Source organism: Lacrimispora sp. 210928-DFI.3.58, from assembly GCF_020554865.1.
Lineage (GTDB): Bacteria > Bacillota > Clostridia > Lachnospirales > Lachnospiraceae > Enterocloster.
This window is the reverse complement of sequence record NZ_JAJCIC010000021.1, coordinates 69545-82346: the sequence shown is the minus strand read 5'-3', so window position 1 is coordinate 82346 and position 12802 is coordinate 69545. Positions and strand designations below refer to the sequence as shown.

The window sequence follows — 12802 nt, the reverse complement described above, 5'->3', positions numbered from 1 at the left end:
GCCAGCCTTTGGGCTGGCATTATTTTGTCCGGAGGACTGGTTATTTACCATATACGTATTCTTTCAATTCCATTTTTGGCAGCATTTTTTTCCTGGTATTCTGTTTGGAGAACAGGAGAGGTAGCAAGTGAAATGACATTTATTTCAGGAATTGAAGATTTTTTATATGACCAGGGAGTATCTATTAATATTGTTAAACGAGCCTATATGTATCAAGATAGAATTCCTGCGGATCAGATTTATATTTTAGAATTTTTACATAGCGGTATTTTAGCCAGACTTTTAGGAATTACCGTATATCATGGAAATACAGTAGAGCATGCTCTATACGGGGGAAGTTTCACACATTCGTTAGGTTATGTTGTGCTTGGAGCAACTTATCTGGTTGGAAAAGGTACAGGATCTTCTTACATTGCAGAACTGTATCAGGATTTTAGTTATATTGGAATCTTTTTTGGAAACATCTTCTATTCGCTGATTATTGCCAGAATAAATCAATTCAAGGGAAGACAAAGAATCTTTTGGATGAGTGTAAGGTTCTACATTATAACACAAATTTTGTGGGCTCCGAGAGGGAGCTATACGGGATTTATTTCTAATTTGCTGGCACCGTCAACTATCATTTGCTTTGTCTGCATTTATGGTATTGCGAATTTGATCAAAGCCAGACATAAAGATTAAACTGAAAGTTTACAGAGATCGATAAATTAAGGATGATTTTTTATGAATAGTAATACGAGCGTTATCCAAAAATCTATGGGATGGTCACTATTTTCTGAAATTGCAGCTAAATTCGTGACGCCTGTCACCAATATGCTGTTAGCAAGAATTTTGAATCCGAATGCGTTTGGAGTACTTGCCATTTGTAACATGTTGGTAAGTTTTGTGGATATTATTACAGATGCGGGATTTGGAAAATATTTGGTTCAGCATGATTTCAATGATGATCAGGAAAAGCATGCTTATGCGGATGTGGCTTTTTGGTCTAATCTTACGATATCAGTTGCGTTGTTTTTGCTAATCATATTGAACAGAACTAAAATAGCCGGGCTATTGGGTAATACGGAATATTCAACGGTAATATCAGTGGCAAGTATACAACTTGTGTTTACTTCATTGTCCAGTATTCAGACAGGTTTATTTAGAAGACAATTTGATTTTAAAAAATTATTTATTACAAGACTAGCGGTGGCAATTACACCGTTGGTTGTGGCGGTTCCACTGGCACTTGCAATGCGGTCGTATTGGGCTTTGATAATTGGAAATTTGGCAGGTGCTTTTGTCAGTTCAATGGTTTTAACTGTTATGTCTTCATGGAAACCACATCTTTTTTATTCTTTTAGTATATTAAAAGAAATGTTTAGCTTTAGCTTTTGGTCGTTATTGGAGGGCTTGGCAAATTGGACAATTTTCTGGGTAGATACGTTTATGGTAACGAATGCATATTCAGAATACTATACAGGAATATATAAAAATTCGGCAAATATGGTTATGTCGATAATGGGTATGATCTCTGCGTCGATGAGCCCGGTATTGTTATCTGTTTTATCCAGGGTAAAAGATGATTCTGGAAAGTATTATGATTTATTTTTGGATATTCAGAGAATTATGCTATATCTGATTATTCCAATGGGAACAGGGTTGTTTTGTTATAGAAAAACTATTACTTATATTCTGTTTGGTAGCAAATGGGATGAAGCAGCTAATATAGTTGGTGCATGGGGACTGATGATGATGTGCAGTGTTATTTTTTACAGCTTTTCCGCAGAATTATATAAATCAAAAGGGATACCGAGGATACTGTTTTTATTTCAGTGTACATATTTGATTTTTCTTATTCCGGTTTGCTTGCTCAGTGTCAAAATGGGATTCTGGCCATTTGTTTATATTAGATGTTTGTGTGTGTTAGAGCAGGTCTTGATGAGTTTGATATTTTTAAAAGTGACATTTAAGTTTAATATTCTTAGGCTAATAAGAAATATGACTTATCCTGTGATTGCATCACTGAGCATATTGGTGTCTTACTGTGTGCTTAGAAACATTCTGAAAACAAGATTACTGGAGATGGCAGGAATGTGTATCAGTGCATTGCTATACCTTGCCATTGTGGTAATTTTCTTTAGGAAAGATTTACTGAGGGCAAAAAATAAAATTCAAAATGTAAAGCTGTGAATGTGGCTTAAGGAGTGGAATGAATTCAAAAAAGAGTACTATTAGCTGGATATTGTGAAATCGATTTCTGCTATTTTGAAAGAATGCCTCTTATCAGCAACGGCATTAAATCTCAAAAGGCTGGTAAAAGCGTTGTAAATAACCAGATTTACCAACCTTTCATACTCTCATTTCAGAAGAAACTATGCAAAAATAGACCCTAAAAATGAGTTTGTCAACAGGTCCACTTTGAAACGGTCTCTTCATGTTACTCTTTTGACTATCAACGCCTCTACCGTTTCATCCCTTCAGATACCGTTTCAGCTGATCATAAAAATTTTCCCGCGTTCCTGCCATAATCACAACGATGATTTCTTCGCCCATACGCTCAACTGTGTATGCTAATTCATAGTTTGTCTTATTATAATAAATATCGTATCCGTAAACACCATTCAGATCGCCGGTTTTCTCTTCTCCTACCGTGTAGTCTTCACAGATTTCATCAATCGCTTTCTTGTATAGATTTTTCAGCTTCTTGTCCTTTAGCTTTTTGATAAACTTTGCAGCCGGAGGAAGGAATCGTACTTGTAGCATATATTAATCCTCCGTTCCAAAGACATCATCATAACTTGCAAAGCTGCCTTTTCCCCCTGCTACATTTTCAGCCTCTGAGAGCATAGCCTCTACCGCCGGTCTAATCTGTGCCTGCCTGGCCTTGAATTCAGATAGCAATGTTTCCCCTGAAAATCCTTCTGCAATCAGTTCTGCAAGAATTTGTTCTGCAAACTCACCGCCAGAAACGGTTTTTACAGGACGGATAACCAGCTCATTGGCACGCATTATACACTCGGCTTCATCCGCAAATCCTAAAAGCTGGAAAAACTTCTGCGGAATCGTGATCTGTCTCTTAGATGAAATACTAACAACTTTCCTGCTCATCTTAGTGCCACCTCTTTCTGCTACTGTTGTGGGCATATTCAATACCTCCTCGTTATTCTATGCGAAAATGTTCTATACTATTCCTTGTTTCTTGGTTTCTTTGTTTTTGAGATTATTATAACGAAAAAGGGCAATAAAGTCAACAGGTTGGCTCAATACCGATAGGACTATTGGTGCAAATAGTTTAGAAAGAATGTATCCCTTTGCAGAAGTAAAGCCAGATATGGCTTGCTTCGGCAAAGGGGCCTGTCTGGGTAAAATACAAAAGCAGTGTTCAATCCGGATATATGTGCCAGGTATTTGCACTGTACACGAATATGGAACGGGCTGCAAAGATGGGGTTTCGTCCGCTGGAATACGCCCTGCAGCTGTCAGATATTTTTGATAAGAAGATTTTTGTCAACGCCGATCTCATAAGGCCTGTACGGAGTGCAGAGGAGATTGTCCGAAATTATAATGCAGGCTATATGTCAGCACTGAAGTATGTAGAAGAGGGTGCAGTTTATGAGGGCAAAATTGAAAATCTGAAGCTTTTTTATGATAAGGGTGTGCGGATGTCAACCCTGACTTGGAATTATGTAAATGACCTCGCATACCCGAATCCGCCGGCGGCTGAAAATGGCGGCAGGATCATATACAGGTATGACAGGGAGCATGGGCTGACCAATATTGGGAAGGAATTTGTTCAGGCCATGGAGGAGATGGGAATCGTCATTGATCTGTCTCATCTGAACGATTGTGGTGGGGGGTGGCGTATTCTCTATTGTAAAAGCAGATACGCCGGTTATAGCCAGCCATTCGAATGCAAGAGGACTGTGCGGCATAGCGCGCAATCTGAGCGACAGCATGATACGTCTTATCGGGGAGCACGGCGGTGTGGCCGGAATTAACTTCTGCGGGATGAAGGTGCAGATGAAGATAGGCAGTATGACAGTTCGATAGAGGATATCATCAGACATATCGACTATATAAAGAAGATAGGCGGTATCGAATCCGTGGCTTTAGGTACAGATTTTGATGGTATCAGCGGCAGGCTGCAGATCAATGGAGCAGGAGAAATGCAAAAGCTTGCTGCAGCTCTCAGTGATAATGGCTACAAGCCTGATGAGATAGAGAAAATATTTTATAAAAATGTACTGCGAGTGTTTAGGAATGTTATAGGATAGAAGGAAGGGGGAGCTTTGACACTTGATAAAAAAGCACCGGCATGATAAAATGATAAAAACAGTGCAAAGACATGGTACTGGCTGAAGCTGCCGTATAAAATTAAATAGTGGATCACACCGGCCTCGGTGGCTTCTTTCCCAGTCTGATAAAAATAGTAAGCAGGACAGCAGCCATTGAGGCTTTTTATTGCGGAATATCCGGCAAAATGCTTTCGTGACGCATTTTTCTGGGGAGTCTCATGGAGGAGCGGGGAAAGCCTGTGATTGAGGATGAACGGCAAAGAATATGGAGACAAAAGAGTACAGAACACAGGAAGAGATACTGGAAGGCATTGCCCAGCAGATGTATTGTACAGTGGATGACAAATTTTCAGAGGAGATCTATCCGTATAAAACTTATGCGGACTGGGCTCAGGCGTTTCTTATGGAGCATCTCCTTCAGGATGACAGGATCCGCCGGATATCTGTACTCATAGAGGATGGGCGTATAAAAAAGATGCGCATCCTGTGTGTGTCCTATCCCGGTATTCTGTACTCTATGAGAAACGCACATAGTTTAAACGAGCTTTTTGATATTACTCGGATGTCGGATGAAATAGGAGACTTGACAGATCTGCAGCATCTGGACATCTGTACGGTAGGGATCCGGTTTTCCGAAAGCATCTGGAGACTGCCAAAGCTGACAAAACTAAATATTTTCTGTCCAAACTGGGAGGGAGTTACGGGATGGTCTGGAAATATGGCCAGTCTAAAGGAGCTGTCATTGGTGAATACCTTTGGCAGATATCAGATCTATAGGCTGAGGGAGCTGGAAAAGCTTGATCTGGGAGATAGTGATCCTGGTGAATTACCGGATAATTATTTTAATGAGAATAGGAAATTGCAGGAAGTAAATCTGGCCGGCACTGCCCTGAAACATTTACCCCAGTCTCTTTTTAAGCTGAAAAAATTACGGCGCCTGAATCTGGAGGCTGTGCCCATAGAAGAACTTTCGCCAAAGATCAGGGAGCTTAAGGAACTTCGCAGCCTCTTATTAAAGGGAACAGAGATAAAGACTTTGCCGGAAGAAGTGACGGCATGTACGGATCTGGAAGAGATATCGTTTCCGGCAAAGCTTATAGAGCTGCCCTTAAGGATCGGCAGTCTTAGCAGGCTGACGGAATTGAATCTGAGAACAACAGAGCTTCGGCAGCTGCCGGAAAGCGTGGGAAGGCTGCAGCGCCTGTATCGGCTTACTGTGCCGGGAACATTGGAGTCACTTCCGGATTCTATTGGTAATCTTCAGAATATACAGGCGTTGGATCTAAGGCATACGAGAATAGAAAGGCTGCCTGAATCCTTGGGCGATATGGTAAATATGAGGACACTTCTTTTTCCCAAGGGATTAAAATTCCTGCCGGAAACCATTGGCAATCTTAAGAAGCTGTCATATCTGGATTTAAAAAGGACGGAGATAGAGAGAATTCCGGAGAGTGTTGGACAGATGTCACAGCTTGCCAGCATTACCTTTCCTGATACCCTATGTGAGCTCCCGGAATCGATTGGCGGGTTGCAGGGAGTGCAGGAGATGGACTTGTCGAAAACAAAGATAAGGGAGCTGCCAAAGGGAATAGGAAGCCTGACAGGACTCATACGGCTGGTTTTTCCTCCCGGATTGGAGGTGCTTCCTGATACCATCGGCGGCTTAAAACGTTTATGCGGGCTGCTTTTGGAGGATACGAGGCTGAAAGAACTGCCGGAGAGTATTGGGGAGCTGGAACAGATCGAGAGGCTTACCGTTCCGGGCTGCCTGCGCAGCCTTCCGCATTCCATAGGAAGACTGCGCAGGATCACAGAGCTGGATCTGAGAAGAACAGAAATGCCTGTTCTCCCGGAGGAGATATGCGGATTGGAAGGTCTGGAATCCCTTGATCTGCCTGCAGGATTAGAAAAATTGCCTGGAAATATTGGACAGCTCACAAAAATTGAATGTCTGGATCTGCGGAAAACCAAAGTCGCCTGTCTGCCGGAGAGTATTGGTCTTATGAGCAGTTTAAAGAAAATACAGGTCGCTCCTGCTCTGGAGCAGCTGCCGGAGGGAATAGGACGTCTGAAGAAAATTGATCAGCTGGATCTATCCAATACGCAGATTAGACAGCTTCCAAATGATATTTCTGAAATGAGCGGGCTTAAGAGCCTGATGCTTATGAAAACCAGGATCCAAAGGCTGCCTGAGATCATGAAGGGATGGAAAAACCTGAAAGTATTGAATATGACGGGCAGTTCCCTTGCATTTCTGCCGGAGGAGATCGGGGTGCTGGAGAGCCTGGAGTATCTGCACCTGGGAGGCACGGGAATCAGAACGCTTCCGGCATCTGTTGGAAAGCTGAAAAATCTGAAGGAATTGACGTTAGATGGAACCAGGATAGAAATTCTGCCGGAGGAAATTTGTTCCCTTAAAAGATTACAAAGGCTGTCTCTTTCAAAAAGCAGGGTGAAAGCACTTCCTTCTGCCATTGGGGAGTTATCAGGTTTGGTCCAGCTGGATATTTCTGAAACGCAGATCGATTATATACCTGACAGCGTAGAAAAATTTATTTCAACGGAATTTCAGCAGCTTTGGATGCAAGGGATAAAACTGGATTATGTGTCAAAAGGACTGGCAAAGCTGATACTGAAAACAAGCCGGCACGGTTTCTTTTATTCGGACACTGCTTCTCTGAGCCGGGAACAGATCATAAACCAGGAGCCCACACTGTTTGAGTGTTCTCGCGATGTGATAGATTCCTTTTATGCAGATGAGCTGGTCCGTCTGAATGAATGCAAGGTAATATTCCTTGGGGATGGAAATGTGGGAAAGTCTTCCCTTATTGACCGTATTATAGGCGGCAGCTTTCAGATCAACCGCTCTGTTACCAATGGGATCAGCATTAGAAAATGGCAGACCGTCATCGACGGAAAGGAGGTAAGAGTACGCTTTTGGGATTTTGGCGGGCAGGAGATCATGCATACCATGCATCTTTGCTTCCTTACTGCCAGGACAGCATATGTGATCGTGTTGGACAGCCGGCAGGACCAGTATCTGGAGAAGCTGGCGATCGATTGGCTTCAGACTGTGAAAACCTTTGCTCCCAATAGCCCGGTGATACTTGCTTTGAATAAATGTGATATGAATCCGATGGCCATGCTCAATCTGGCCTCTTTGAAGGAGAGCTTTCCGCAGCTGGTGGATTGTGTGCGGACGTCTGCTTTCGATGGCACAAATATTGACAGCCTGAAAAAATTGATTGCATATTCGATCAAGAATCATTCCTCCTATTCCGTCATTTTTAATAAAAAATGGTTTAGGCTGAAGGAAGAGCTGGAAAGCATGAATGCCTTTTATATATCTAACAGGGAATACGTTTCCATGTGCCTGGAGCATGGGATTACGGACACAAAGCTTCAGGCAAGCCTGCTGCGCTGGTTCGGCGATCTGGGGGTTTCCTACCATTATTCTGATTTTGATTTTATATCCGAACCAGATGAGATCAATGTTTTGAATCCAGAGTGGGTGACCAATGGAATTTACCGCCTGATCCTTCGGACAAGGACGCATAATGGACGTATCAGCCATGAGGCTATATATAAAGTAATGGAGCATTCCTATGAGGATGATATCAGCCCGGAGTTTCTATATACCAGGCGGGAGGTAAAGTTTATTTTGGAGATCATGAGGCAGAAGGGGCTTTCTCTTGCATTGGGCCAGGAGGAACTGATACCTATGAAGCTGGATAATTCTCCTCCTCCAGCGGTGGGAATGATCAATAGAAAAGCAAAGAACATTCTGCACTTTGCCATAAAGGGGGATTATCTTCCAAACAGCATTATCCATAAGCTGATCATTGGACGCATTCAAGAGGTGGATTTTAAAAATATCTGGAGAAATGGTGCCTCTTTGTATAATCGTGACATGCAGGCAAAGGCTTTGGTAGAATTGCGGTATGATTCAAGATATCGTCTGGATATTTATATCCTGTCAAAAGAGAGATCCGTTGAGAAGGAATATCTGAACATTATACGTGATAATCTTCTGAACATTATTACAGAGCTCAATCTTGATAATTATGAGGAAGTGATCTGCTATCAGCTTGAAAATGGAATCAGCGGGGAGGAGCCCTACTCAAGGGTTTGGAAGCCATATTTAAGGGGAATCCAGAAAATTTACCTTCCTGATTCGGACACCTATATTGCGCCGGGGATATTGCTGAATGAAATTTATACCAAAGAACAGATCAATGAAAGAGGAAGGCGGGAACAGGGAATGAGCGGTACATTTAATAATTATGGAAATATTTATGGTTCCAATATTTCGATTGGGGATAATAACCAGTTGACTGTCCAGGATTCTGTATACAAGGCAAAGATGGAACAGGCAAAGCAGATGGAAGCGATCTCAGAGAGAAGCTACGAGAAATTGATCGGACTGCTGGAAAAGATGATCGAGCAGCAGGGGCTTCCTGTAAAAAAGCACCTGGAATTGGTGGAGATCCTCCACAGTAAAGGGAGCAGGGAAAGTGTGTGGACGAAGATACGCGATTTTCTGACAGATACGGCTAATATTGCGACCATTGCGACAGCATTTCCTGTGATTGCCCAGGAGATTGCAAAGTTATTTTAGAGAAGTAAAAAAACGCGCAGCTTCAGACGCGCGGTTTAAGTTAGTGAGGAAGCATTTAGAGCAAAGGAATCCACGGCCCGGTAACTGGAAGATATGAAAGCCACCGGCAGACCACCTCCGCCAGTCCTGCCAAAACCATCACCTGTATGGGATTCATTTTAAACCGCATAAGAAGCAGCAGAGATGCGGCAAAAATGCAGACTGCCCGGAGGTTCACTGTATTTATCAAAACAGCTCCGTCTCCCCAGAATGCCGTCACCAGAATACTAACCCCGGCGGCCCCGATCATGGCGATCACTGCGGGCCGCAGGGATTTCAGCACGCCCTGTATGAGAGTCAGGTTCCGGTAGCGCAGATAGATGCGGGCCAGGAGGGTGACGAGGATACAGGAGGGGAGGATGCAGCCGGCAGTGGCAGTCAGGGCTCCTAAGGGGCCGGCGATCCTGGTGCCTACGAAAGTGGCGGAATTGATGGCAATGGGACCGGGGGTCATCTGGGAGATGGTAATGAGATCGGTGAACTCGGAGGCAGTGAGCCAGCCGTGGAGAGTGACTACCTGGCTTTGGATAAGGGGCATGGCGGCGTAGCCTCCGCCGAAGCTGAAGGCGCCGATCTGAAGGAAGCTGAAAAAGAGCTGTAAATATATCATAAGAATACGACCTTTCCTCTTTTTTCTAAATGAATTTCTTAAGATGCCGCAGTTTGTATCTGGGCTGCGAAGCCTCAGGCGGACCACATGTTACTGTGCGCCCTTGCGCTGCTCTGCATGGTTTTGGGCATATAAGGTACGCACCACTCCGAAAAATGCACAGATCAGGATGATAAACACAACGTTGACGCCATATACATAGTTCGCTGTAAAGGCAGCTATCATGATCAAAACGGAGAGCCACTGTTTTTCCTTCACAATACCGGAGGACATTTCCCACACTACCTGCATGATCACAGCGCCCACGCCGGCCTGCATTCCATTTAACATCCAGCCCACCACAAGGTTGGAGCGGAAGGCTGTGTAGCAGAGGGAGATGGCAGAGAGGATGAGGAACGGGGGTATGACCGTTGCCAGCACCGAGGTAAGGACGCCGGCCATGCCGGCCAGCTTGTAGCCCACCACGATCGCCCCATTCACTGCGATGGCTCCCGGAGAAGACTGGGCAATGGCGACCAGATCCAGCATTTCCTGTTCATCGATCCAGTGGAGGCCGTCCACGAACTTCTTTTTCATCAAAGTGACGATGACATAGCCTCCGCCAAAGGTAAAGGCGCTTAAATATAAGGTGGAGAGAAAAAGGGTCCCTAAAAGGCGGCTCTTTTTAGGTATTGTATGGACGGTCATAGGATTTCCTTTCTATTTTCATCTCAGAACAGTCTTACGGCTGCTTCTGTCAATTTTTCTTTCTCTACTATATCTCTTGAAAATCCATATGTAAAATACTATAATTAAATAATATTTATAATAAAAATCTGATAGATAAATGGGGAGGGGACCATATATGACACTGCGCCATTTGCGGATTTTCACAGCGGTGTGCGAGACCGGAAGCATGACGGCTGCTTCAGAGAGGCTTTTTATTGCCCAGCCTTCCATCAGCCTGGCAATCTCGGAGATGGAGGAGTACTATGGGGTGAAGCTCTTTGACCGGATATCCAGGAAGCTGTATCTGACAGACAGCGGCCGCCGGGCCCTGCAATACGCCAGGCACATCATTGACCTGATGGACGAGATGGAGCAGGGCATGAAAAATGCAGATACGGTGGGACGTCTGAGGGTCGGGACAAGCATTACCATCGGTACCTACCTGCTTCCCGGATATATCAAGTGCTTAAAGGACAGGTTCCCCACTCTCCATGTGGAAGCAGTCATTGGCAATTCCGGCAAGATCGAGCAGCAGATACTGGAAAATAAGATCGATATGGGGATCATCGAGGGGGCAGTGCACAGCTCCTTCATTGTGAGTGAAAGTTTTGAGGGGGATGAGATGGTCTTTATCTGTCCGCCGGACCATCCATTTTCGGGCCGGTGCCTGGAGTCCTTAGAGCTTCTTAAGGACCAGGAATTTATTGTGAGGGAAAATGGCAGCGCCAGCAGGGAGATCCTAAACGGCATCCTGGCGGCCAATGAGCTTGCCCTTCATCCCCTGTGGGAGAGTGCCAGCAACCAGGCCATTGTCCAGGGGGTGAAGGAGGGAATGGGGATCTCCATGCTTCCCCTTTTTCTGGTAAAGGAAGGCTTGGAAAAAGGAGGCCTGTCCCGGTTCCAGGTAAAGGATGTGGCAGTGAGCCGCAGGTTCTCTGTGATCTACCATAAGAATAAATTCCTGTCAGAGAGTGCGAGGACCCTGGTGGGGATCTGTATGGGAAAAAGTAACAGTTCAGCCGGCTGCCAGACGCCCTTCCGGCAGTCAGCTGAACTGTTACGGGAAAAATATAAAAATTCTGATTAAGTGTCGCAAAACAGAAAAAGATGTGGTATACTAAATTGATATGTTATGAGAATTGTAAGGAGTGCCTGTATGCTGAACGAAGAAAAGGTCAGGTACATGACAGAGCTGGCCATATTTGAGAAAAATGAGGGGAGGAAAATATTCCCTATCAACCGTTATTTTAAAACAGATTACGTAGGTGGGCATATGTTCCGCTCCTTTTTTGGGTACAGCTTCTGCTATCTGCTGTTTCTGGCTATGTGGGTACTCTATGAGCTGGATAATTTTATGGATGGAACGACACTGGAGGAGCTGATAGAGTGGGGCAGAAAATGGGGGATCGCCTATATCGCAGGTCTGGCAGTCTACCTGCTCATAACCTGCATTGTTTATTCCAAACGGTATGAATACGCCTCCAGGTCACAGAATATGTATGCATCAAAGCTGAAGCACCTGGTAAAGCGCTATGGCAAGGAGAGGCCGGAGCGGACAAAGGAGAACAGAGGAGGGAAGGGCCGATGACGAGTCTTCTGCTGGTGAAAGAGCACCTGAAAGGTTTTTACAATAAATACAGCTACGGCATTCAGCCGGTCATCCATTTCTTGTTTGCGCTGTGTACATTTGCCAGCCTGAATACGAACATCGGATACATGGTGAAGTTAAAGAGTCCTCTTGTGATCCTGCCGGTTTGTGCGGTGAGCGCCCTGCTTCCCTATGGTGCGATCGTGTTTCTGGCAGGCTGCTTTATGATCGCTCATGTGTATGCTGTCTCCATGGAGATGGCGATGATCACCCTGGTCCTTATTCTGGTGGTGGCTGTGATCTATTATGGCTTTAAGCCGGGAGACAGTGTTCTGCTGGTCCTGACTCCCCTGGCATTTTTCCTCAAGGTGCCCTATGTGATACCTCTCTTAGCAGGCCTGGGAGGCAGCCTGGCTTCTGTGATACCGGTGAGCTGCGGAGTCTTTTTATACTTTCTTCTGCTGTACGTAAAGCAGAATGCGGGAGCGCTCATCAGTGAGGCTTCGGTGGAGCTGGTACAGCGCTACGGACAGATCCTCCGGTCAGTTCTCTTTAATCAGAATATGATGGTGATGATGGCGACCTTCGCAGTGGGGATCATCATTGTGTACTTAGTCCGCAGGCTCTCCATGGATTATTCCTGGGTAGCTGCGATCGTGGCAGGCTCTGTGGCAGAGCTTGCAGTGGTATTTGTGGGAGAGTTCGTGTTCGGCGTGACAGTGGCAGTGGGCCAGCTGACAGTCGGGCTTTTGCTGGCAGCGGCTCTGGCGGCTGTATATAATTTCTTCATCTTTTCTGTGGATTATACCCGCACAGAGTATGTGCAGTTTGAGGATGAGGACTACTATTACTACGTAAAGGCAGTACCGAAGATGACAGTGAGCACAACAGATGTAAAGGTGCAGAAGATCAGTGCCCGCAAGCGCAGTACAAGGGAGCGTAATACAGAATCATGAAACAGT

At 44.8% G+C, this 12802-nt stretch carries 12 protein-coding genes and 1 pseudogene; 9 read left to right on the top strand and 4 right to left on the bottom strand.

All coding sequences use genetic code 11. The features are described 5' to 3' along the window. Both LIZ87_RS13680 and LIZ87_RS13675 read left to right on the top strand, forming a co-directional pair. A partial coding sequence (locus tag LIZ87_RS13680) for an O-antigen polysaccharide polymerase Wzy family protein (RefSeq protein ID WP_227147845.1) occupies positions 1–681 on the top strand: 681 nt, incomplete at its 5' end. A 42-nt stretch (positions 682–723) separates the two neighbouring features. Further along, positions 724–2172 (top strand): lipopolysaccharide biosynthesis protein, encoded by a 1449-nt coding sequence (locus LIZ87_RS13675; RefSeq protein WP_227147843.1) that lies wholly within the window; start codon positions 724–726, stop codon positions 2170–2172. A gap of 279 nt (positions 2173–2451) precedes the next feature. Here LIZ87_RS13675 and LIZ87_RS13670 read toward each other — a convergent pair whose 3' ends face one another. Beyond that, positions 2452–2745 carry a type II toxin-antitoxin system RelE/ParE family toxin gene (locus LIZ87_RS13670; RefSeq protein ID WP_227147842.1) on the bottom strand — a complete coding sequence of 98 codons (294 nt, stop codon included), beginning with the start codon at positions 2743–2745 and terminating at the stop codon, positions 2452–2454. A 3-nt stretch (positions 2746–2748) separates the two neighbouring features. After that, complete coding sequence (locus LIZ87_RS13665) at positions 2749–3126, bottom strand: AbrB/MazE/SpoVT family DNA-binding domain-containing protein (RefSeq protein ID WP_227147840.1); 378 nt, start codon at positions 3124–3126, stop codon at positions 2749–2751. 185 nt (positions 3127–3311) lie between these two features. Here LIZ87_RS13665 and LIZ87_RS22415 point away from each other — a divergent pair. From LIZ87_RS22415 to LIZ87_RS13655, 4 genes and pseudogenes are all read left to right on the top strand, one after another. After that, positions 3312–3815: pseudogene (locus LIZ87_RS22415) on the top strand (membrane dipeptidase); the annotation flags it as partial. A gap of 13 nt (positions 3816–3828) precedes the next feature. Continuing rightward, positions 3829–4032 (top strand): membrane dipeptidase, encoded by a 204-nt coding sequence (locus LIZ87_RS23080; protein WP_442912189.1) that lies wholly within the window; start codon positions 3829–3831, stop codon positions 4030–4032. Then, entirely contained in the window at positions 3984–4256 is a 273-nt protein-coding gene (locus LIZ87_RS22410; protein WP_264467996.1) for a dipeptidase, read from the top strand. Before LIZ87_RS23080 ends, LIZ87_RS22410 begins: the two co-directional genes overlap by 49 nt. A 286-nt stretch (positions 4257–4542) precedes the next feature. Beyond that, positions 4543–8895 carry a leucine-rich repeat domain-containing protein gene (locus LIZ87_RS13655; RefSeq protein ID WP_178316998.1) on the top strand — a complete coding sequence of 1451 codons (4353 nt, stop codon included), beginning with the start codon at positions 4543–4545 and terminating at the stop codon, positions 8893–8895. Between the two features lie 55 nt (positions 8896–8950). Here the strand turns inward: LIZ87_RS13655 and LIZ87_RS13650 are convergent, their stop codons facing one another. After that, positions 8951–9544: a chromate transporter gene (locus LIZ87_RS13650; RefSeq protein WP_227147838.1), complete on the bottom strand. Its 594-nt coding sequence runs from the start codon at positions 9542–9544 to the stop codon at positions 8951–8953. Positions 9545–9634: 90 nt separating this feature from the next. Then, positions 9635–10231: a chromate transporter gene (locus tag LIZ87_RS13645; RefSeq protein ID WP_227147836.1), complete on the bottom strand. Its 597-nt coding sequence runs from the start codon at positions 10229–10231 to the stop codon at positions 9635–9637. Positions 10232–10388: 157 nt separating this feature from the next. Here LIZ87_RS13645 and LIZ87_RS13640 point away from each other — a divergent pair, with 157 nt between their 5' ends. The 3 genes from LIZ87_RS13640 (at position 10389) to LIZ87_RS13630 (ending at position 12796) form a co-directional block, all read left to right on the top strand. After that, positions 10389–11339, top strand: a complete 951-nt coding sequence (locus LIZ87_RS13640) for a LysR family transcriptional regulator (protein WP_227147833.1) — start codon at positions 10389–10391, stop codon at positions 11337–11339. Positions 11340–11408: 69 nt separating this feature from the next. Further along, positions 11409–11840 carry a hypothetical protein gene (locus tag LIZ87_RS13635; protein WP_178317162.1) on the top strand — a complete coding sequence of 144 codons (432 nt, stop codon included), beginning with the start codon at positions 11409–11411 and terminating at the stop codon, positions 11838–11840. Continuing rightward, positions 11837–12796 carry an ABC transporter permease gene (locus LIZ87_RS13630; protein WP_227147830.1) on the top strand — a complete coding sequence of 320 codons (960 nt, stop codon included), beginning with the start codon at positions 11837–11839 and terminating at the stop codon, positions 12794–12796. Before LIZ87_RS13635 ends, LIZ87_RS13630 begins: the two co-directional genes overlap by 4 nt. The last annotated feature ends 6 nt before the right edge of the window (positions 12797–12802 follow it).

Bases quoted from the DNA above. Each gene is read 5' to 3' on its own strand.
- LIZ87_RS13675 (WP_227147843.1), top strand. From the start codon at position 724: ATGAATAGTAATACGAGCGTTATCCAAAAATCTATGGGATGGTCACTA.
- LIZ87_RS13670 (WP_227147842.1), bottom strand. From the start codon at position 2,745: ATGCTACAAGTACGATTCCTTCCTCCGGCTGCAAAGTTTATCAAAAAG.
- LIZ87_RS13640 (WP_227147833.1), top strand. From the start codon at position 10,389: ATGACACTGCGCCATTTGCGGATTTTCACAGCGGTGTGCGAGACCGGA.
- LIZ87_RS13645 (WP_227147836.1), bottom strand. From the start codon at position 10,231: ATGACCGTCCATACAATACCTAAAAAGAGCCGCCTTTTAGGGACCCTT.
- LIZ87_RS13655 (WP_178316998.1), top strand. From the start codon at position 4,543: ATGGAGACAAAAGAGTACAGAACACAGGAAGAGATACTGGAAGGCATT.
- LIZ87_RS13630 (WP_227147830.1), top strand. From the start codon at position 11,837: ATGACGAGTCTTCTGCTGGTGAAAGAGCACCTGAAAGGTTTTTACAAT.
- LIZ87_RS13650 (WP_227147838.1), bottom strand. From the start codon at position 9,544: ATGATATATTTACAGCTCTTTTTCAGCTTCCTTCAGATCGGCGCCTTC.
- LIZ87_RS13665 (WP_227147840.1), bottom strand. From the start codon at position 3,126: ATGCCCACAACAGTAGCAGAAAGAGGTGGCACTAAGATGAGCAGGAAA.
- LIZ87_RS13635 (WP_178317162.1), top strand. From the start codon at position 11,409: ATGCTGAACGAAGAAAAGGTCAGGTACATGACAGAGCTGGCCATATTT.